Raw genomic sequence first — 20,782 nt, forward strand, 5'->3', positions numbered from 1 at the left:
ACACTGTTTTTATTTCAATTTGTTAGATTTTACATCATACCGCCCATGCCAGCATCTTGTTGAGGAGCATCCTTCTTTTCTTCTGGCTTGTCAGCAACAACGGCTTCAGTTGTTAATAACAATGCTGATACGGATGCGGCATTTTGAAGAGCTGAACGGGTAACCTTTGTTGGGTCAACGATTCCGGCTTCAACCATGTCTTCCCACTTGTCTGCAGCAGCGTTGTAACCAACACCTGCTTTTTGTTCTTTAAGTTTTTCAACAATTACAGAACCTTCAAGACCTGCATTTTCAGCAATTTGACGAACTGGTTCTTCCAAAGCACGTTTTACAATGTTGATTCCAGTTTGAACGTCGCCTTCTTCTTTCAATGCAGCAACATCTTTGATGGTATTTACCAATGCTGTACCACCACCAGGAACGAAGCCTTCTTCAACGGCTGCACGTGTAGCGTTCAAAGCATCTTCGATCCGGTACTTTTGTTCTTTCAATTCGGTTTCAGTTGCAGCCCCAACTTTGATAACGGCAACTCCGCCAGCTAATTTAGCTAACCGTTCTTGCATCTTTTCTTTATCAAAGTCTGATGTTGTTTCAGCAATTTGTTTCTTGATTTGGGCAACCCGTTCTTCGATCTTGTCCTTGTCGCCTGAACCTTCAACAATTGTTGTATTTTCCTTTGTAACAGTTACCTTCGCAGCTGAACCTAATTGATCGATCGTTGTGTCTTTCAATTGTAAACCAAGGTCATCTGTGATTACCGTACCGCCTGTTAAAATAGCGATATCTTGGAGCATTTCTTTCCGGCGATCACCAAAGCCTGGAGCCTTAACGGCAACAACGTTGAATGTTCCCCGGATCTTGTTCAATACAAGCGTTGGTAATGCTTCACCATCAACGTCGTCAGCGATGATCAATAATGGACGACCTTGTTGAACAACTGATTGTAACAATGGTAAGACTTCTTGGATGTTTGAAATCTTCTTGTCAGTGATCAAGATGTATGGATTGTCTAAGTCAGCTTCCATCTTGTCTTCATCAGTTACCATGTATTGTGATAAGTAACCGCGATCGAATTGCATTCCTTCAACAACGTCTAATGAAGTATCAATTCCCTTTGATTCTTCAACGGTGATTACCCCATCGTTACCAACCTTTTCCATCGCATCAGCAATAAACTTGCCGACTTCTTCGTTGGCAGCTGAAATTGAAGCGATTTGTTGGATATCACTCTTTGATTCAACCTTGTGTGACATCTTGTGTAATGAATCAACGGCCGTCTTCGTTGCCTTTTCGATTCCTTTCCGGATTCCAACAGGGTTTGCTCCAGCAGTAACGTTCTTCATTCCTTCGTTTACAATTGCTTGAGTCAATACCGTTGCAGTTGTTGTTCCGTCACCGGCAATATCATTTGTCTTTGAAGCAACTTCAGCAACTAATTTGGCACCCATGTTTTCAAAGTGGTCTTCTAATTCGATTGCCTTGGCAATTGTAACCCCATCATTGGTAATTGTTGGAGCACCATATGATTGCTCCAAAACAACGTTGCGGCCTTTAGGACCAATTGTTGATTTAACTGTATTAGCTAATTTATCAACACCTGCAAGCATCTTTGCACGTGCATCTTCTGAAAACTTAATTTCTTTTGCCATAAAATATCACCTCTAAGTATTAATTAGTCTACGATTGCCATGATGTCGCTATCACGAACAATTAAATAATCTTCACCATCGTACTTAACTTCAGTACCTGCATATTTATCAAATAAGACTTTATCGTCAACTTTTACACTAGGAACAGCCTTTTGACCGTTATCTAACATCTTACCATCGCCAACTGCGATTACTTTTCCGGTTTGTGGCTTTTCCTTAGCATTACTTGCTAAAACGATTCCGCCAACTGTTTCTTCTTTTTCTTTTTCAACTTTTAAGACTACACGGTCTCCTAATGGTTTAAGCACAATAAATCCCTCCATTTTTTAGCACTCGATAGTTCTAAGTGCTAACTGATTACAATTATTACTATATACGCTTTGTTTCTAAAAAGCAAGGATTTTTTATCACTCGAACCTTGAGAGTGCTAATTTAATTTTTGATGATGGCTGAAACATGCTACAATACAAGTAAATTCACAATAATGAAAGAAGTTGAACTCATGGCAATTGAGAAGAATTCACTCTCAATTTTGATTGGCTACCTCGCCTTAATGATCGCCCAAATGCTTGCGCAGAAACTTTGCTGGGGAACCCAGATGCTTTACCCCGTTTTAACCGTCATTGGTCTGCTTGGGGCATTGATTATTTGGAAGCTGAACCAAAAATACAGTTATCAAAATATCATTGAAGAAAAGCAATCTCGCCTTAAAAAAATTATTTTATGGGGATCAAGCGGCGCATTGCTGGTCATTCTAGGTCAGGCAGTCACCTTAACGCTTGCCCACGTTCTTTTTCATCAATCACTGATCTCGCAAAATACGAATGCCTTGATTACCGTTTTTCACCATTCGCCAATTTACCTGCTTGATATCGTGATTGCGACCCCCATTGTTGAAGAGTTGATTTTCAGAAAAATCTTTTTTGGAAACTTAACTTACTATTTTAAGCCATGGATCGCCGCAATCATTTCAAGTTTTCTCTTTGTGATTGCCCACCATGATGGTCATTTTCTTACGTACTTTGTTATGGGATGTATTTTTGAATTCATCTATTATAAAGCGCACGATATTCGGGCATCAATGATCGCCCACGCGGGATTAAATTTAATTACCCTTCTTTTATGGGGAATTCACTAAAAAGAATTTGACGTGATAAAATAGGAAACAGGACTTTTTAGAAAGCAGGTGACATTTTGCTCCTTCTTCAAGCACAACACGTCGCACGCCATTTTGGAGCGGATGTTTTATTCGAAGACGTTAATCTTGATATTCAGGACCACTCCCGGATCGCCCTTGTCGGCCGGAACGGTGCCGGAAAATCAACCTTAATCAAAATGATTATCGGTGAACAGGAACCGAGTGAAGGCCAAATCGTAAAGAAAAAAGGCCTTTCAATCGGCTATCTTGCCCAGAACACCGGTTTAGAATCCGATCAAAAAATTTATGATGAAATGGAAAGTGTTTTCCAGCCATTAATTGAAATGGAAAATCAAATCCATCAGCTTGAAAGTCAAATTGCTGACCCCAATGCCGATTCTGAATCAACAGCTTACCAGCAGCTTTTGAAAAATTATGATCAGCTGATGCATGACTTTAAAGAACAGAATGGCTATGGCTATGAAAATGAAATCAAAGCCGTTTTACATGGACTGGGCTTTGAAGACACTGACTTTGACCGCCCTGTCAGTTCGCTTTCCGGCGGTCAAAAGACCCGGTTGGCCCTTGCCAAACTCTTGCTTGAAAAGCGCGACCTCTTGATCTTGGACGAACCAACAAACCACTTGGACATTGACACCCTTACCTGGCTTGAAGGTTACATCCAAAATTATACGGGCGCATTGCTGATTGTTTCGCACGACCGGTACTTTTTAGACCGGATCGTTGACGAGGTTTACGAAATCAGCCACCATAAGTCAAGTCACTATACCGGTAATTACAGCCAGTATATTAAGGAAAAAGATGCCCGACTAAAGGCTCAATGGAAAGCGTATGAAAAACAACAAGCCGAAATCAGCCACCTTGAAGACTTTGTTAATAAAAACATTGTCCGGGCTTCAACAACTAAACGGGCTCAAAGCAAACGCAAGCAGCTTGATAAGATTGACCGGCTTGAACGCCCTGAAGGCTATGAAAAAGGCCCGCACTTTGAATTTACGAGTGATCAGGAAAGCGGCGACATCGTTCTTCAAGTTGAAGACGGCGCCATTGGTTATGACCAGCAAATTCTTGCTGAACCGATCAACTTTGAACTGCGGAAACATAAGGTCCTTGCCATTGTCGGGCCAAACGGAATTGGAAAATCAACTCTTCTGAAGAGTATTTTAGGTCAAATTCCATTTATTAAAGGCAGTGCCCGGTTCGGTACCAACGTCCACCCTGGATACTATGATCAGGAGCAGCAAAACCTTCACGAAAATAAGACGGTTTTAAACGAAATTTGGGATGAACACCCGACAACCCCAGAAAAAGATATTCGTTCAATTTTAGGAAGTTTTCTTTTCCAAGGTGACGCCGTTCAAAAAATGGTTCATAGTCTTTCCGGAGGGGAAAAGGCGCGCTTGATGCTGACGAAGCTCGCTATGCGGCACGATAATTTCTTGATTCTTGATGAACCAACAAACCACTTAGACATCGAAAGTAAAGAAGTCTTAGAAAAGGCATTGTTGAATTTCAACGGGACGGTTCTGTTTGTTTCCCACGACCGGTACTTTATTAATAAAGTTGCCACCGAAGTGATTGAAATCAGTCCAGAAGGAAGCACCCTTTATCTTGGAAATTATGACTACTACGTTGAAAAGAAACAGGAACAAGAAATGCTTGCCCAAGCAGCGGCTGCAAAGGAAAACACCGCTTCAGCTGAACAATCAAAGCAACCGTCTGCCGGAATGCAAAACTATAAGCAAAGCAAGGAACGGCAGAAGCAAGAACGGAAGCTCCGCCGAACAGTTGATAAACTTGAAAATCAAGTTGGCGACCTTGAAGACCAAAAAGCAGCGATCGAACAGCAAATGACTGATCCGGAAGTCTTTAATGACGTTGCCAAAATGCAGGACCTGCAAAAGCAACTTGAAAAAGTAACAACTGACCTTTCAGCTGCTGAAGATGAGTGGGAAGAAAAATTACTAGAACTCGATGAATTTGAAAATTAAAAAAATCAGTGACTTGATGGAGTCACTGATTTTTTTAATAAATTTTTTCTTCGCGTTCCAATAAAAGATTAGCGATCGTCATGATAATAATTAATCCCAAGAAGCATGCCGTTACAAACGTCCATGAATGGAATAGCGTGTGGCCGTATCCAAATAAAAACGGTCCAACTGAAGCAATCAAATAACCGCCTGACTGGCTCATTCCAGATAATTCTGCACTGTGTTCTGGAGTAGTTGCCTTTAATGAGAAGGTCGTCATTAAGTATGGGAATAAAGCTCCGGCAGCACATCCAATCAATAAACTGACAATCAACCAATATGTAAAGGATGATTGTTGCCAGAAAAGCATTATGATCCCAACGATTCCCAGGGTATCAAAGAATCCCATCAGCAACTGACGTTTGCGAAGCGAACTGGCTTCAATAATTGCCGGCAAAACAAGCGCAAGCGGAATTCCAATTAATGAATAAATTCCCGACAAGTTTCCAGCAAGGGTTTGCGAAAGTCCAGCTTCCGTTGCCATTGTTGGCAACCACGTTAACCCCGTATAAAACAGCAAGGATTGCAACCCGCTAAATACAAGCATGATCCATGCTTTCGGGGTGCGCCATGCTGATTCACGGTGCTTTGCTTGTTTCCGCTCATCCGTTGAAGTCTGCGCTTGAACTTGCTTTTCGCGTTTAATATTCGGTAACCAAATTACAAACGTAATTGCTAACAAAATGGTCAACACGATGATCACCATTTTCCATGAACTATGCTGGGTAATTGGAACTGCCAATGCCGACATTAACGCGGTAGCACAGGTCATTACGGTCGTGTAAATTGCTGTCAATTTTCCGATTTTATTTGGAAAATACGTCATTACCGCTGACGGCATCAAAACATTTAGCATTGCGATCCCAATTCCAATCAGGGCGGTTCCGATAAACAGGAACGAAACATTCAGGATTCGGAGTAATGATCCAATCATCAATAAGATCAATACCCCAGCAAATGTCCGGGCAATTCCGAACTTCTGGGCAATGCGGGGCGCGATCGGCGAGAAAATTGCAAACATCAGCAACGGAATCGTTGTTAAAATTCCCAACGAACTAACACTAATATGCAGCCCGCGGGCAATATCCGTTAAAATTGGTGGAATTGACGTAAATGGGACCCGCAAAATCAATCCCATCATGATCAATCCGAAAAATAAAAACTTTGAACTCTTCTTCATCGTAATCTCTTTTCTAAAAAAGAAAACCATATCCCTTGCGAGCAAATGTTTAACAAAACATCACCGTCAGATATGGCTCTCTTACTTATTTATTTTATTCATCGATCCAGTCAAATTCCAAACTTGGATCAGCATTCAAATCAAGGCCAGCCCGGACACCATGCTTGTATCCAACGTATCCTGCAGCGCCAATCATTGCGGCGTTATCCCCGCATAATTTAAGTGGCGCTTTTAATAGCTGGACATCTGGGAAGGCTTTTAATTCTTGGTCGAGCCGTTCCCGTAACCCTTGGTTGGCAGCAACCCCGCCTGCAAGGATCAGTTGTTTGACCGGGAACTTCTTTAACGCATGAACAGTCTTGGCAGCTAAAACATCGACCACACTGGCTTCAAAACTGCAAGCCAAATCGGCTTTATCCAGCGTTTCGCCAACTTGCTCAGCGTGATGGACCGTATTAATAAAGGCACTCTTTAATCCGCTAAAACTGAAATCAAAGTTGTCTTCCTTTTCCATTGCCCGTGGAAAATGGAATGTATCCTTTCCTTGATGAGCTAATTCATCGATTTCCTTGCCGGCAGGATAATTGATACCAAGAACCCGGCCGACCTTATCAAAGGCTTCACCGGCGGCATCATCTCGGGTTTCACCAATAATTTGAAATTCATTTTCCCGTGGTAAGTAAACCAGTTCCGTATGCCCGCCTGAAACCAACAATGCCAAGGCCGGAAACTTAATTTCGTCAACAAACCGGGCGGCATAAATATGACCTGCCATATGGTTAACCGGAATCAGTGGTAAATGATGAGCAAATGCAACGGCTTTGGCTGCCATTACCCCAATCAAGAGCGATCCTACAAGTCCCGGACCGTATGTTACCGCAACGGCATCCACATCATCATAGGTTACTCCTGCTTCTTCAAGCGCATCTTTAATGCAGGTTGTAATAATTTCGATGTGGTGCCGGCTGGCAACTTCAGGAACCACGCCGCCAAACCGTTGATGACTTTTAATTTGAGTCGCAACAATATTGGCCAGTACTTTACAGCCATTTTCAATCACCGCAACACTGGTCTCATCACAACTCGATTCAAATGATAAAATTAAATTCCGCTTTTCCACGATTACTTCTCACCTTTAAGTAAATATCCATATTCATATGCATTTTCATCATTGTCGCTAAAATAATGATGCTTAATGCGTTCTTTCTTAAATCCTAAATCGCCATAAAACTTTTGACCTTGGAGATTGCTTTGACGAACATCGAGTGATACCCGCCGACACTGCAATTTCTGTGCTTCAGCAATCACAAACTTCAACATTTTAGTTGCAATTCCGCGCCGTTGAAACCGCGGAACGATTGCAATATCCGTGATGCGCGCTTCGCCGTGCGCATAATTGCAGGCAACATACGCAACCACGCGGTCCTCAAAACGCACTAACAACACAAGCTGGTTAGCAACATCTTGAATCTGCTTTTCAAACACGGCGTAGTTAATTGGCGTTTTCCCGTTATAAACCGCCCGTTCAACCGACAACATTTCCGGAATTGATGAAACGACCGCCCGACAAAAAAGATAATCCTGATCATCAAGGGTTACGGTTTGATTTTCAAAGTCAATTTTCTTATCATCTGCTTCTGGCGAAAGCAAATGTTCAAATTTCTCTTTAAACTTTTTCAATATAGTTGGCATGCCGATCCTTCTCCTCAGGGTGTTTTTCCATCCATTGTAATTCAGCTTGAGTTAACCGCCGATATTGAGGAACAAAGAAATCAATATCAACCGGATCCATTGTTCTTCCCAATCTGCCTAAAACTGCAGCTTGCGGAAGTTGAAAGTCAGCTGATGCAAACGTTGCTTGAGAGCCTAAAACTTGAACACTCATTTCAGCAAACTCGTCCTTTTGCGGACCAACAAACATGATTGGTTGGTGCAAGTCTTGAAGTTGAGCAAGCAGGTTCTTAAAACTGATATGCTGATCTTCAATCACACTAACTAATTGACCATCTTTCCATTGGTATGCTCCCGCAAACACATTCAGGTTCCGGGCATCAAAATATGGAACGATCACCCGGTCTGCCACCGGTGCGATGTTAGCTGCAACGGTCTTTAAACTTGAAACCCCAACAAGTTCCTTGTTAAGGGTCGAAGCTAACACTTTCGCCGTTGTTACTCCGATTCGAAGTCCTGTATATGATCCAGGGCCTTCAGCAACAACAAACCGATCGATGGCTGCAACATCTAAGTGACTGTCTTCCAGTAATTCAGCCACGACCGGCATTAACGTTGTACTGTGATTGCGTGAAATATTCATCGTCTTGGTTGCCAAAAGATGATCGTCATCTAAAACCGCGACGCTTAGCGGCTGGTTTGACGTATCAATTGCTAATATTTTCATTTTTTTCGTCCTTATTAATTAAAATCATAAACATAATACCACATACATGAAGAATAACAACCTTCACGGCCTACTTCAATTCTTGCCATTCAACCTTTGCGGTACAGCTAACCTTATCACCAACCCGAATTTCATGGATCGATTCCAACCGTTCTTCATCAAAGTGCGTCAAACTATCAACGACTTCACCAGACCGAACTTCATTTTTATAAACGATGTTAAACTGTTTAACTTCGTGGGTCCGCAAAAATTCTTCCGGTAATGTGTCGAGCATCCAATCAAAGTAGTGAATGTTATTTACGTGCTGGTTGCTGTCGATGTCCATAAAGCGGACACGATACTTCTTCGTGATCTCTGCTTCTTCCGGTTTCAAAACCGGTGGAACTGCTAAGCGTTCAACCTTCGTCGTATAATCGCCTTCATACGGACCAACGATTTCATCTTTGATTCGGGCAATCTTCCGCTTTTCCTTATCCATTAAGCAAAAAACGGTGTGCATCTTAACGATCTCTTCACCCTGCTCATCTTCCATCATAAAGTCCCGGTAGCAGAAATACCGGTTATATGATTCAGCCTGGGTCGTGATCTTAATCTTTTCATGATCGACCGGAAGCCGTTTAACATCAATAATATTTTGGCTTACGATCCATCCATACCCCATTGAATCAAGCTTTTCGGTTGAGATTCCAAGATTCGAACTTTGATCAGTTGAAACCAACATGCACAGGTCAACCAAATTTCCAATATTCAACCGCCCAGTCACATTGGTTTCAAAATAAACAACTTTATGTTCTTCGGTATACTTTTTTCCTGGCACAGTGCCCACTCCTTAAAACTAACTTTTAATTCAGCCCATGATACTCGTTATAAACGTCCTGTTTCTTTAAATGGTTGTTCTTCGCAACTTGCTTAATAGCGGCATTCGGTTTCATTTGGTGATCATCGATCAATTGTTGAACCTGATCTTTCAGTGACCCGCTAACCTTTTCCGGTTGGGTTTCTTCCGGGTGTGCGTTACCCTCAACGATCAAGACAAACTCGCCACGAACTTCTTCCTGCCCGCTCCATTCAACCGCATCGGCAAGTGTTCCGCGTAAATATTCTTCATACCGTTTTGTCAGTTCCCGGCACAAAACGATTTTCCGTCCTTCGCCAAAAACGGCCATCAAGTTTTTCAACGTTTTATTCAAGCGGTGCGGGGCTTCATAGAAAATCATCGTTACCGTTTGCGAATTCAACTTTTCAAGAGCCGCCACCTGTTCCGTCTTTTTCCGCGGTAAAAAGCCGTAGAATAAGAATGGTTGAGGAACAAGACCAGAGGCGATCAAAGCTGTCAATGACGCACTAGGGCCGGGAAGCGCAATCACTCGGATTCCTTCGGTTGCGCACGCTTCAACTAATTCATGTCCCGGATCACTGATCGACGGCATTCCCGCATCACTGACCTGGGCAATATTTTTGCCATCTTTCAGCATCGCAATCAATTCAGGAATTCGTTCCTGGGTATTAAACTTGTGAAAACTGATCTGTTTTGTGTGGATATCAAAGTGATTTAACAATTTCTGGGTATTCCGCGTATCTTCAGCGGCGATAAAATCTGCCTGCTTTAACGTTTCAACCGCGCGGGGCGTCATATCGTTTAAATTTCCGATCGGGGTTGGAACTAAATACAACGCTCCAACCTGCGGATCGACATTTTGAAAACTACTTACCTTTTGAATCGCCATCGATTTCTCTCCACTTTTCTCCGTAAATTATATCCTGGCAAAAAATACATTCATCATCTGTCCGGCGCGAACCAAAATATTGGGTACATACATGGAATCCTTCATGATAAAGGTTTTCCAAGTTTTGCCGCGACCGGGAAAGACCGCTGTTTTTCTTTGTTTTCTTATTATTTTCAAGTTCAGCAAGCCGCTCGCGCAAATGCGTATTTTCAACTTCAAGCTGGTTATTCTTTTCAATGATCTGCGTCATTTGGTTCCGCATCAATGAAAGGGTCGCTGCCATTTCATTTGCTTGAGCTTCCATCGTTTCAAAACTATCGTATAATTCTCCTTTATCCATTCCTATCATATCCTATCTTTTGTGGTAGCAGCGGCATAACCGCAATGTTAATCCTTCTAATACATTTTGATATGAAACGTTAACTGCCAGTTGATTCCAGCAATTCATCACCAATTCAACGCCCTTGGTCAGCTGGGAAGCAGGAATCTGCACAGCCGCCTGAGCAAGCATCTTCTTTTCGGTGATAAATGCAACTTCAGCATCTTGATGATACCGTAATAAAATCAAATCCCGGCAAATCATGACCATCAATTCTAAAAGCCGTTCCTGAGCAGGCCGTTCATCAACCAGCGGCATCAACCGCGTCTGAACATAAACAAATGCCCGCCAATCATCCGCTAAAATTGCCTTCATCCAGTTTACAACTTCGGCAAGCAATTTCTGAAACTGTTCATCGGTTCCTAACGCGACCAGCTCATCAAAATCAGCGTTTAAGTTCACCAAAACAGATGCAACCGCCTTGTCGATTCCAGCATCCATGAGCTTTTTCAATTGGTTTTCCCGGTTTAAGCTCGCCATTTCAACGACCTGACACCGTGAAACGATTGTCGGTAAAATCTGATTAGCATGACTTGAAAGAAGAAACGCCGTAATGCTGCCATTCGGTTCCTCGATGAATTTCAGCAAGCTATTGGCTGCACTCGTCGTCATCTTTTCAACATCCTGAATGATAAAAACTTTCCGGTTACCTTCCAACCCACTTTTAGAAAACTCCGATTTTAAGTACCGGACTTGATCGACCTTGATTGACCGTCCTTCAGGAATGATTCGCACCACGTCAGGATGTTCGTTTGCAGCAATCCGCCGGCATTCCGAGCATTTTAAACACGGCGTTCCATCCGCGTTGCGCTGATTACAGAAAATTCCCTGAGCGATCCAAACTGCAAGACTAAGCTTTCCCGTTCCAGATGCTCCGCTTAATAAATACGCGTGCGCAAGGCGATTTTCATTTATCAATTTCGCAAAATGCTGCGTTAATTGTGGTTGAATTGCTGTGATCTCCTGCTCCATGATTCCTCCATCAAATCAATACTGTTCAAATTGAGCAACATCGAGGACAAAAACCGTTGCACCGCCAATGCTGACTTGGCGCGGATAATTATTATGCACCCCTTCAACGTGCGTGTCGACTCCAACTGGCGGCGTAATAAACTTCCGCCGTTTCTTCGAGACATGCTTTATAATTTCGAGCACCTCATCGACCCGCTGATCGTCAATCCCAATCAAAAAAGTTGAGTTTCCGGATCGCAAAAAGCTGCCGCTCGATGCAAGTTTCGTCGCCCGCACGTCATGCTCGATGAACTGGTTGCTTAATTGATCGCTATCTTTATCTTGAACAATTGCGATTACTAATTTCATTCGTGCTCCTTAACCTTTAAAAATTGTTTCAAAATTGCAAGCACATCGTCAGTTACCTTCTCAATTGACTGACTGGCATCAATAACCTTTATGCGTTGCGGATTATCCTGAGCAAGTTTCAAATATCCCTGATGGACCCGGCGATAAAAATCAAGCTGATCTTTATCAAGCCGGTTAACTTCATCCTGCCGGTTATTTTGGATTCGATCTAACCCGACTTCCGGGTCGATTTCAAAATACAACGTCAGGTCCGGCGTCAACCCGTTCGTCGCAAACTCATTGATCTTTGCGACGGCATCCATTCCGATTTCACGCCCGGCTCCCTGATATACCAGCGAACTATCTACAAAACGGTCACTCATGATGATTTTGCCTGCTTTTAAAGCTGGCAGAACATTTTCAACCAGGTGTTGCCGCCGCGCCGCTGCAAACAACAGCGCTTCCGTCCGGGCATCCATTTCGGCATATTCTTCGCTCAAAATAATCTTCCGAATTGCCTCCGCAATCCGATTGCCGCCAGGCTCGCGACTATACATAAAGCGGTCCGCGTCCGGCGACTGTTCAAAGGCTTTAATTACATTTCGAATGACGGTCGTTTTTCCTGACCCGTCAAGCCCTTCAAATGTAATAAACTTTCCACTCAATGCCAACAACTCTCTTCAATATTAATACTTTAATTGTACTTTAATTTGGAAGAATTCTCCAATAGATTTGTTAAATTGTCTTTTTATTTTTTCCAATCAAAAAGCACACAAAAACACCCTGCAAGTTTTCACTTGCAAGGTGTTTTCCCCTAACAATTATCCTAAAATATCTTCCTGATTCTCTAATTAGTTCCGCCGTTTCCGGTCAGCTAATCCAAGCGCAGATAAGATTCCGGCAGCAGCAAGTGAAATTTCACCCCAAAGAGTTGTCTTGGCGTTTGCATTTTCACCTGTTTGCGGCATTGCGTTCTTCTTAGCAGCTGGTTCAGCAGCAGTTTCTTTAACAACTGGAGCTTCCGTTGTGAATGTGATCACGTCGTTGTTTGCTTCCTTTTCAGCATTCTTCACAACTTCAACGTTAGCTGCGTAAACCGCATTGGCGTTGTTTTCCTTAACAGCTGCATTCTTTGCAGGCATTACGGTTGTTGAAACGTATGCTGGTTCGCTCTTCTTGTTTTCAACGTTGTTTGAAGCCTTAACAGTTTGATTCTTAACCGCTTGAGTCTTCTTAGCTGTATCCTTGGCAGAAGCTGCTGGTTTAACCGTTGTTGTTACGGTTGATGTTGAATCATTCTTAACTGAAGTTGCAGGTTTAGCTGCTGGGGCTTGGTTACCTGCTGGTTGAGTTGATTGATTCTTGTTTACAGCCGGTGCCTTTGAGACATTGTTCTTGTTTGTGTTCGTTGTTGAACTTGGCTTGGTTGATGGGTGTAATGGAACCGTGTTACCCATATCAGCAGTTGTTGATGGGTGTTGGTTCTTGATCCATTGAACTGAAGTTGTGGTAATCGTCTTTTCTTCATTCTTCAATTCAGTTTCAAGCTTGTTCAATTCTTGCAATGCATTGTCATAATTCTTTTGATCTTGAGCAAGGGCATCGCGATCCTTATTTTCTTGCTTTTGAGCATCGTTCAAGGCCTTAACTGCGCTAGCGTAGTCTTTTTCAGCTTGAGCAAGCTTGCTTTCTGCATCCTTCAAAGCTGATTGATCCTTTTGGTAATCAGCAGCTTGCTTTTGCAAGTTAGCTAATTGAGCTTCGTCTTTTGCTAATTTCTTGTTCAAGTCGTTCAACTTGTTTTGAGCATTTGTTAATGCTGTATTAGCGTTATCCAAGTTCTTCTTAGCGTCTGCAGCGTTCTTTTGGGCAGATGTTAAGTCATTTTCAGTTTCTTCAGCAACTGACTTGTCTTGAACTAAACTCTTTTGAGCATTTGCAATTGCTTGTTGATCGTGTTGCAAACTGTATTGGTAATTTGACAATACATTCTTGTCGTTTTGCAACAATGATTGGTCGTTCTTCAATTGATTTTCCAAAGCAGTTGGTGTGTCTTGATTGATTTGGTTTTGATCGTTAGCAACTGCTTGCTTGTCAGCGTTGACTTTATCTTGGTCTGCCTTAACCTTGTCTTGTTGTTGGGTTAATTGGTTTTGGAGATCATCAGCTTGTTTTTGGAGGGCTGATGAATCATTTGATGAAGTTGCAATTGGAGTATTGTCAAGATTTCCATTGTTATTTGAATTATAAAATTCAAAGTGAAGTTGACCTAAACTATCATATGCAACACCAATATCCCCATTTGATTCTGTTAAGTTTACAGCGTGTCCAAATCTACTATTTTTATCTGCAAATAACATTGACATAACAGCGTAGTATGCGTTTTCTTCAAGATCATCCATCGTTAATGGTGAATCACTTGATAAGAACTTTTCAGAATACATAAAACTATTATATTTATCACTCCATGATTGGGGATCAGTCATTATCATACCTTTATTAGAAGGGTCGTTACCAAAAATGGAGCTATTAACATTTTCAGAAGTTGAATCTTTTCTCATTCCATCCTGGCTTTGTGCCTTTCGAATTGCAGGAATATCATGATTTGTAGGCTGTCCAAAATAGTCTGGATAAACATCCTTTTCAATATTCCAATTATTATTTCCATAATTTGCGGCTACATCTTGAGCAAACTTCATCGAACCATCTGTAACAGTTAATGGTGATAATCCCATCTGTTTTCGAACTGAGTTAACGATTCCTAGAATAAAATTATTTAGTTCAGTTTGATAATTCGAAGGAAGATTATTCAAATTATTTGCATTTACAACTTGCTTTTCAGCCACTGGATTATGCTTATAACTTGCAACCATTCCTTTAATTGTTTGTTGTTGAACTTCCTGAGCAGCTGCATCTGATTTTGTTCCCTGGTTGATAAGTGCTGTCGTATAGCCAGCAGGAACATTAATTGTATTTACAACATTATCACCCATTTGGCTCTTAACATCATCAAACTTCTTTTGCGTTGCATTTGCTGCATTTTGATCGTTGGTCAATGTTTGTTGATCATTATTCAAAGTACTTTGATCATTAGCTAACTTCTTATTGTCGTTTTGAAGATTAGCACTTGTTTGGTTGATCTTATTTTGATCTTCGTTAACCTTTTGTTGATCATTGTTAACAACTGTTTGTTGACTATTGATTCGGTCTTGGTCAGCCTTAATTGTTTGTTGACCGTTGTTGATGGTATTTTCATCATCAGCAACCTTTTTTTGCGCACTTGCATTCTTGGCTTGAGCTTCGCTAACCTTGCTTTGAGCTTGGTCGTATGCGCTTTGAGCATTTGCTTGACTGCTCTTAGCTTGATCAACAACTGATTGTTGGCTTGAAACCGCACTCTTATCAGCGTTTACTTTGCTTTGGGCTACTTTTTGTGCATTTTGATTGTTTTGAATTTCACTTGCTGTTGGTTGATTCTTCTTGGCATCCGCAACGGCTTTTTGGGCACTTGTTAAGTCAACCTTCTTTTGGTTAACCGCGCTTTGAGCCTTGGCAGTGTTGGCTGAATCTTGATTAACCTTTGATTGGGCACTGTTCATCTTGGCCTTGTCTTGGTTAACAACTGATTGTTGACTTGAAATTTCTGATTTTGTCTTGTTGATTTGTTGTTGCGTTGCTTCGGTCTTAGTTGTCGTTGTTGTGATTTTAGTTTCATCACCGACTTGTTGTTTTGTGACCTTAACTGTATCTGCATGAACGCTTGCTGCACCTGCAGCTAATGTTGCTGCCCCCACAGCAACGGTTGTAAGAATTTTCTTCTTATCCATAAATAACACCTTTTCTTAAAAATTTAATATTTTCACTAAGATTTTACTAAGTTAGTCCTATTAAATCAATGTTTTTTCGCCTTATATTCGTCTTTTTAAGCTATTTAAATCATCACTTTAACAATTTATGTTGTTTCTTAAAACATCAAAATCATTTCCTGAATGATAATCGTTTTCGAATAATCAAGCTTAATTACCAGTTTTATCTTATTTGTTGAATTTAGCCACTAAAAGCATCAAAGCAACATTTTCACCCATGATGATGATTTAAATTTTTTTAATAAAAATTTCATTCATCTCAAATGCATCTTTGATTTCTCCTAATCTAAAGTAAGCTATACTAATAATGAAAGGAGTCTTTACAATGAAATTATCGCTTACCCCTGAAGCGGCATCAAAGTTAGCACCGTTATTTGATGATCCAACTTCAATTGGCCTGCTAGATTACGGTGACGGCAACGGCTTTTTAGCAGAAGGAAAAACCGAGTGCACCTTGAACCAGGCATTTCGAATTCTAATTGTCCACAAAGATTGTGATTTTCATGAATACAACCAGCATTTATCCACCTCTATCGGAAACTTCTATTATAAGGATTACACTAAGATGTTCATGGATGACGAAATGACGATCAAATTAAATCCTCGTGACCAGCAACTATCCTTACACGGTCAATATCGCGGAATCATTACTGCAAACTTGAAAATTTTAGATTATCGTGATCAGGAAAATGATAATCGATATCATTTATAAAAAAATAGGCCTGCGTTCATCGCAAGCCTATTTTTAGCGCACAATCACTGATTCTTGAATTTTAGCCTTTACTTTCCGGTGTTTTGCTTCCCGGAAAAGGAATTCAAACTTCGCCCGGGCAATTTGCTCACTTGCCAACAACTCTTCCGTTGACATGGTCGCTAACAAATCGTCGTTATGCCGGATGTTATTGAATTCATCCTTGGCCAATTCAATATCAGCTAATAATTTCCGATCATATTGTTTCTTTAATGTTTCTTGATTGCGTTTTTTTCTTCCAAATCCAAACATTACAGTTCCGTCCGCCCTTCAATCGCCTTAAATAAGGTCATTTCATCTGCATATTCTATGTCGCTGCCGACCGCTAAACCGTGAGCAAGTCGGGTAACCTTTACTCCAGCCGGTTTGATCAACCGCGCAATGTACGTTGCGGTTGCCTCCCCTTCCGGAGTAGCGTTGGTTGCCAAAATCACTTCTTTGATTTGGTCATTTTGCTGCAGGCGCTTGATCAAACCCGTAATGTTGATATCTTCCGGGCCTTTCCCTTCGATTGGTGATAAAACGCCATGCAAAACGTGGTACAAGCCATGATATTCCCGCATCTTTTCAAGCGACATCACGTCTTTCGGCTGTTCCACAACAATTACCTGACTTTGATCCCGTGATTTATCTGCACAGATCACGCACGGATCGCTTTCAGTAATGTTGCCGCAAATGCTGCAGAAATGCAGGTCTTTCTTTGCTGAAACAAGAGCCTTAGCAAAGTTTTCCACATCTTTTTCATCCATATCAAGGGTGAAAAATGCAAGCCGGGTCGCCGTTTTGCTGCCAATTCCCGGCAACTTCGTGTAACTATCGATCAATTTTGCAATTGGTTCTGGATATTGCATTTAATCACCTCACTAATCTTCTTTAACTTGAACTGCTTCTTTTCCAAATAATTTCTGGGCCTCCGCAACGATCGGTGGTTGAGCCGGTTCTTCGCCTTGCGGATCAGCCGCGTTGTTTTCTGCTGCGGCTGTCGGTTGAGCATTTGTCTTTCCCACTTTTCGCTTTGCAAGGTAATCTTTCCGAATCTTCAGCCACTGTTCATTTGGCAAGAAAAGTAAACTTAAATCTTGATCCACAAGCCGGCTTAAGCCGTTCGTCAGTGCATCCTGAAGTTCACGGTCATCAATGGCTTTTTGGCAAAGGTACGGGTACTCAAATCCAATCACGACACCTTCCGAACTTGCTGCCACCGGTCTGCTGACACTCATAATCGCCCGTTGCGGAACCGTCAGCATATTGACTAGATCGCCCCAAACTTGCTGGAACCGATTCAAATCTGCCCGGGTAGCGTTCCCCAAAACTTCATTAACCTTTTCGTAGTTGACCTTAACTTCTTTGACCTTTGTCTGGTTCGTTGAAACCACTTGTCGCCGAACAGGCCGGGCTGCTTGTGGTTGGGTCTGCTGCAAACTGTTGATTTGATCTTGAAGCTGTTGGATCCGATTCATCAACCGGTCGATCTGGGCTTGGTCCGCACTGATTGCCGGTTGGGCATTGGCTTGAGAAACTTGCGGTTGATTTTTAAGCTGACTCAGCTTAACCGTCAAAACTTCCAGATAAACCGTTGGGTGCGACGTATACCGCATGTTTTCCTGCTGTTTATTCAAGATGTTGATCATTTGATAAACAGTTTCCGGTTCAATTTCCTGCGCAAACTTCTTGAAATCTTCATCCAGCATTCCAAGTTCCGTTTCCTCAAGCATTGCTGGGGATTGTTGATAAAGTAATAAATCCCGGCAATATTCAACTAAGTCTTCCACAATTCGGGAAGCATCCTTGCCGTCTTGAACCAATTTGTGGATCATTTCCAATGCTTCCGGCGTCTTTTGATCCACAACCGCCTGTAAATAATTTAAAAGATCCATTTTCGTCACGCTGCCCGTTACCAGCAATGCATTCTCCAGCGTAACGTTATTTTCACCAAACGAAATAACCTGATCAAGAATGCTTAACGCATCCCGCATTCCGCCTTCTGCAGCCTTGGCAATCACCTTTAACGCCGCATCTTCATACTGGATATCCTTTTGATTTAAGATGTATTCCATCCGTTTTAGGATCGTTGCTGAAGTAATGCGCTTAAAGTCAAACCGTTGCGTTCGTGAAATGATCGTTGCCGGAATCTTGTGCGGTTCCGTGGTTGCCAAAATAAACACAACATTGGCCGGTGGTTCTTCAAGAGTTTTCAACAAGGCATTAAATGCACCCGTGGATAACATGTGAACTTCATCAATGATGTAGACCTTATAGTCGGCCTGAGTTGGAGCATATTTAACCTTATCACGGATATCACGGATCTCTTCGACCCCGTTGTTTGAGGCCGCATCAATTTCAAGCACATCATTCAAACTGCCGTTCGTGATGGCCTTACAAATCTCGCATTCGTTGCATGGTTCGCCGTTTTCCTGATGGTGACAGTTAATCGCCTTGGCAAAGATCTTCGCTGTTGACGTTTTTCCGGTTCCCCGGGGACCAGTAAACAAATATGCATGGGACGTTTGATTCGTCATCACTGCATTGCGAAGAGTCTTAGTGATCATTTCCTGTCCCACAACATCTTCAAAACGTTGCGGCCGCCATGTTCGATACAAAGCTTGATATGCCATGAAAGGTTCCTCCTATCAATAAATTTCTAAAAAAAATCTCCCGATCCCTAAGACCGAGAGTTCAAATTCATATCAACTTAAGACACATACCGAACAGAACTTAGTGCTGCTTCCTTCCGGACCTGACACGATTCGTTAAGACGATATTGTCTTAAGGCCTTACGGCAATTAATATGATACCGTAACTCCACTAAAAATTCCAGTCTTTTTTATGATTTTTTTCGGGCCTGTGCAAAAAACGACTTCAAAAGTTTCAAACTTTGTTCCTGCAATAATCCCTTGTGGATAATTGCTTGATGATTCAACCGCGGATCATTCAATAGGTTATCAAGTGTTCCAGCCATTCCCGCCTTTTCGTCTGCCGCGGCATAATAAACTTCCGGAATCCGGGCGTTTAAAATCGCTCCCGTACACATTGGGCATGGCTCTAAGGTAACATATAACGTACAGTCTTCAAGCCGCCAACTTTGAAGCGCCTGATTGGCCATTTGAATTGCCCGGATCTCCGCATGGTCCGTTGCCAATTTGGAGTGCTCACGGTAATTAAATCCGCGACCAATAATTTGATCGTCCTTCACAATTACACAGCCAATCGGGATCTCCCCAATTGTAGCTGCTTGCTGTGCTTCATGCAGGGCAGCCTGCATAAATTGCGCGTGCTTTTCTTCCATTTTATGATTCCTTTTGACTTTGCAAGATTTGGTATCCCTTATTCCGAGCAATCATTTGGCAGTTACCAAAAACTTCTTCCATTTTCTTTTTCGCAGACGGGGCGCCCTGCTTCTTTTGAATCACGACCGTCAGGGTTCCCCCAGCTTGAAGATGATCAAATGCGCCCTCAAGAATTTGATGAACGATTTTCTTGCCCGCGCGAATCGGCGGATTCGAAACGATTGCCTGATAATCTTTTTTATCCACCTGGGCATAAACATCCGATGCAAAAATATCCACATTGTTGATTTCATTTAATGTCGCATTTTCCTTAGCAAGATCAAGTGCCAGATGGTTGACATCGACCATTTCAACCGTTAATTGCGGATAACGTTTTGCAAGCGCCAATCCAATCGGACCATATCCACAACCGACATCAAGGACCGTTCCCTGAAGATTTTCAAACATTCCCGTTGCTTCCAGTGCGTCCAACAGGGTGCGGGAACCAAAATCAACCGTACGTTTTGAAAAAACTCCATTATCAGTCACAAAATGAAATTCATTTCCTAATAAATTAAAATTCCACCGTCGTTCCTGATGCTCAACATCTGGGTGTTCTGAATAGTAATAATTTGTCAAAATTTTCCGTCCTTTCTCTTTGTTTTTATGATACGAATTTTTAAAATTAAAAGCAAACCCTTTGATGACGCGATTCTTGAATATCCACCATATATATGCTTATCAAATTGTTAAACAACTACATATTGTATTATTTTCTCAAAAGTGTATACTTACATCACGTACACGAAATTAACGGAAAGAGGGACATCCAGATGAATTTAGTTTTATATACAAAAAACAACTGCATCCAATGCAAAATGACCAAACGCTTCTTAGAACAAAATAATATTACCTTTGAAGAACACAACATTTCAGAAGAACCTGAATACGTTGATTACTTAAAAGAAAAAGGATTTCAAAGTGTTCCCGTCCTTGAAAACAATTCAGAACCGATCATTAACGGCTTCCGGCCAGACCAATTAAAGGAACTTGTTGCTGCTAACTAAACCCTCACAGA

Annotated in this window: 22 protein-coding genes and 1 other RNA gene; 4 read left to right on the top strand and 19 right to left on the bottom strand. The window is 41.8% G+C overall.

Annotated features, from left to right (window positions below; genetic code table 11):
• Positions 1 to 29 precede the first annotated feature (29 nt).
• Both groL and groES read right to left on the bottom strand, forming a co-directional pair.
• Positions 30 to 1,649 carry a chaperonin GroEL gene (gene groL / locus A3O17_RS06130; RefSeq protein WP_064213110.1) on the bottom strand — a complete coding sequence of 540 codons (1,620 nt, stop codon included), beginning with the start codon at positions 1,647 to 1,649 and terminating at the stop codon, positions 30 to 32.
• Between the two features lie 23 nt (positions 1,650 to 1,672).
• A complete protein-coding gene (gene groES / locus A3O17_RS06135; RefSeq protein ID WP_057826757.1) occupies positions 1,673 to 1,957 on the bottom strand; it encodes a co-chaperone GroES in 285 nt (94 codons plus the stop codon).
• 194 nt (positions 1,958 to 2,151) lie between these two features.
• Between groES and A3O17_RS06140 the strand changes: the two genes are divergently transcribed.
• Together A3O17_RS06140 and A3O17_RS06145 are read left to right on the top strand one after the other, a co-directional pair.
• The gene (locus A3O17_RS06140; protein WP_064208466.1) at positions 2,152 to 2,787 is read left to right on the top strand and encodes a CPBP family intramembrane glutamic endopeptidase; all 636 of its coding nucleotides are present in this window, start codon (positions 2,152 to 2,154) and stop codon (positions 2,785 to 2,787) included.
• Between the two features lie 56 nt (positions 2,788 to 2,843).
• Positions 2,844 to 4,799 (top strand): ABC transporter ATP-binding protein, encoded by a 1,956-nt coding sequence (locus A3O17_RS06145; RefSeq protein WP_064208465.1) that lies wholly within the window; start codon positions 2,844 to 2,846, stop codon positions 4,797 to 4,799.
• A 34-nt stretch (positions 4,800 to 4,833) separates the two neighbouring features.
• Here A3O17_RS06145 and A3O17_RS06150 read toward each other — a convergent pair whose 3' ends face one another.
• The 11 genes from A3O17_RS06150 to A3O17_RS06200 form a co-directional block, all read right to left on the bottom strand.
• Positions 4,834 to 6,018, bottom strand: coding sequence for a CynX/NimT family MFS transporter (locus A3O17_RS06150; RefSeq protein ID WP_064208464.1), 1,185 nt, complete (start codon positions 6,016 to 6,018; stop codon positions 4,834 to 4,836).
• Positions 6,019 to 6,112: 94 nt separating this feature from the next.
• On the bottom strand, positions 6,113 to 7,138 hold the full coding sequence (gene tsaD / locus A3O17_RS06155; protein ID WP_404802649.1) for a tRNA (adenosine(37)-N6)-threonylcarbamoyltransferase complex transferase subunit TsaD: 1,026 nt from the start codon (positions 7,136 to 7,138) through the stop codon (positions 6,113 to 6,115).
• A 2-nt stretch (positions 7,139 to 7,140) separates the two neighbouring features.
• Positions 7,141 to 7,710 carry a ribosomal protein S18-alanine N-acetyltransferase gene (rimI, locus tag A3O17_RS06160; protein ID WP_081255655.1) on the bottom strand — a complete coding sequence of 190 codons (570 nt, stop codon included), beginning with the start codon at positions 7,708 to 7,710 and terminating at the stop codon, positions 7,141 to 7,143.
• Positions 7,685 to 8,416 carry a tRNA (adenosine(37)-N6)-threonylcarbamoyltransferase complex dimerization subunit type 1 TsaB gene (gene tsaB / locus A3O17_RS06165; RefSeq protein WP_064208462.1) on the bottom strand — a complete coding sequence of 244 codons (732 nt, stop codon included), beginning with the start codon at positions 8,414 to 8,416 and terminating at the stop codon, positions 7,685 to 7,687. The genes rimI and tsaB overlap by 26 nt, the downstream gene beginning before the upstream one ends.
• Before the next feature lie 70 nt (positions 8,417 to 8,486).
• Positions 8,487 to 9,233 (bottom strand): acyl-[acyl-carrier-protein] thioesterase, encoded by a 747-nt coding sequence (locus A3O17_RS06170; RefSeq protein ID WP_064208461.1) that lies wholly within the window; start codon positions 9,231 to 9,233, stop codon positions 8,487 to 8,489.
• 25 nt (positions 9,234 to 9,258) lie between these two features.
• Positions 9,259 to 10,143, bottom strand: coding sequence for a 16S rRNA (cytidine(1402)-2'-O)-methyltransferase (rsmI, locus tag A3O17_RS06175; protein ID WP_064208460.1), 885 nt, complete (start codon positions 10,141 to 10,143; stop codon positions 9,259 to 9,261).
• Positions 10,121 to 10,483 carry an initiation-control protein YabA gene (locus A3O17_RS06180; protein WP_057906573.1) on the bottom strand — a complete coding sequence of 121 codons (363 nt, stop codon included), beginning with the start codon at positions 10,481 to 10,483 and terminating at the stop codon, positions 10,121 to 10,123. The genes rsmI and A3O17_RS06180 overlap by 23 nt, the downstream gene beginning before the upstream one ends.
• Positions 10,484 to 10,495: 12 nt before the next feature.
• On the bottom strand, positions 10,496 to 11,494 hold the full coding sequence (holB, locus tag A3O17_RS06185) for a DNA polymerase III subunit delta' (protein WP_064208459.1): 999 nt from the start codon (positions 11,492 to 11,494) through the stop codon (positions 10,496 to 10,498).
• 15 nt (positions 11,495 to 11,509) lie between these two features.
• Positions 11,510 to 11,842 carry a cyclic-di-AMP receptor gene (locus tag A3O17_RS06190; RefSeq protein ID WP_064208458.1) on the bottom strand — a complete coding sequence of 111 codons (333 nt, stop codon included), beginning with the start codon at positions 11,840 to 11,842 and terminating at the stop codon, positions 11,510 to 11,512.
• Positions 11,839 to 12,486 (bottom strand): dTMP kinase, encoded by a 648-nt coding sequence (gene tmk, locus A3O17_RS06195; protein ID WP_064208475.1) that lies wholly within the window; start codon positions 12,484 to 12,486, stop codon positions 11,839 to 11,841. The genes A3O17_RS06190 and tmk overlap by 4 nt, the downstream gene beginning before the upstream one ends.
• A 186-nt stretch (positions 12,487 to 12,672) precedes the next feature.
• On the bottom strand, positions 12,673 to 15,648 hold the full coding sequence (locus A3O17_RS06200; protein ID WP_064208457.1) for an SEC10/PgrA surface exclusion domain-containing protein: 2,976 nt from the start codon (positions 15,646 to 15,648) through the stop codon (positions 12,673 to 12,675).
• Between the two features lie 364 nt (positions 15,649 to 16,012).
• Between A3O17_RS06200 and A3O17_RS06205 the strand changes: the two genes are divergently transcribed.
• Positions 16,013 to 16,399: an iron-sulfur cluster biosynthesis family protein gene (locus A3O17_RS06205; protein ID WP_064208456.1), complete on the top strand. Its 387-nt coding sequence runs from the start codon at positions 16,013 to 16,015 to the stop codon at positions 16,397 to 16,399.
• Between the two features lie 33 nt (positions 16,400 to 16,432).
• On the opposite strand, the gene A3O17_RS06210 is transcribed toward A3O17_RS06205, so the two are convergent.
• The 6 genes from A3O17_RS06210 to A3O17_RS06235 all read right to left on the bottom strand — a co-directional run bounded on the left by A3O17_RS06210 (position 16,433) and on the right by A3O17_RS06235 (position 20,343).
• Complete coding sequence (locus A3O17_RS06210; protein ID WP_057826770.1) at positions 16,433 to 16,690, bottom strand: YaaL family protein; 258 nt, start codon at positions 16,688 to 16,690, stop codon at positions 16,433 to 16,435.
• Complete coding sequence (recR, locus tag A3O17_RS06215) at positions 16,690 to 17,289, bottom strand: recombination mediator RecR (protein WP_064208455.1); 600 nt, start codon at positions 17,287 to 17,289, stop codon at positions 16,690 to 16,692. The genes A3O17_RS06210 and recR overlap by 1 nt, the downstream gene beginning before the upstream one ends.
• A 12-nt stretch (positions 17,290 to 17,301) precedes the next feature.
• The gene (dnaX, locus tag A3O17_RS06220; protein ID WP_064208454.1) at positions 17,302 to 19,053 is read right to left on the bottom strand and encodes a DNA polymerase III subunit gamma/tau; all 1,752 of its coding nucleotides are present in this window, start codon (positions 19,051 to 19,053) and stop codon (positions 17,302 to 17,304) included.
• Between the two features lie 63 nt (positions 19,054 to 19,116).
• Positions 19,117 to 19,216, bottom strand: an RNA gene (ffs, locus tag A3O17_RS06225) — signal recognition particle sRNA small type.
• Positions 19,217 to 19,262: 46 nt separating this feature from the next.
• Positions 19,263 to 19,724: a nucleoside deaminase gene (locus tag A3O17_RS06230; RefSeq protein WP_064208453.1), complete on the bottom strand. Its 462-nt coding sequence runs from the start codon at positions 19,722 to 19,724 to the stop codon at positions 19,263 to 19,265.
• 1 nt (position 19,725) lies between these two features.
• Positions 19,726 to 20,343, bottom strand: coding sequence for a class I SAM-dependent methyltransferase (locus tag A3O17_RS06235; protein WP_064208452.1), 618 nt, complete (start codon positions 20,341 to 20,343; stop codon positions 19,726 to 19,728).
• Between the two features lie 194 nt (positions 20,344 to 20,537).
• Here A3O17_RS06235 and nrdH point away from each other — a divergent pair, with 194 nt between their 5' ends.
• Positions 20,538 to 20,771: a glutaredoxin-like protein NrdH gene (gene nrdH, locus A3O17_RS06240; RefSeq protein ID WP_057826775.1), complete on the top strand. Its 234-nt coding sequence runs from the start codon at positions 20,538 to 20,540 to the stop codon at positions 20,769 to 20,771.
• Positions 20,772 to 20,782 lie beyond the last annotated feature (11 nt).

It is taken from the genome of Ligilactobacillus aviarius, from assembly GCF_001654615.1.
In the GTDB taxonomy this organism is placed as follows: domain Bacteria; phylum Bacillota; class Bacilli; order Lactobacillales; family Lactobacillaceae; genus Ligilactobacillus; species Ligilactobacillus aviarius_B.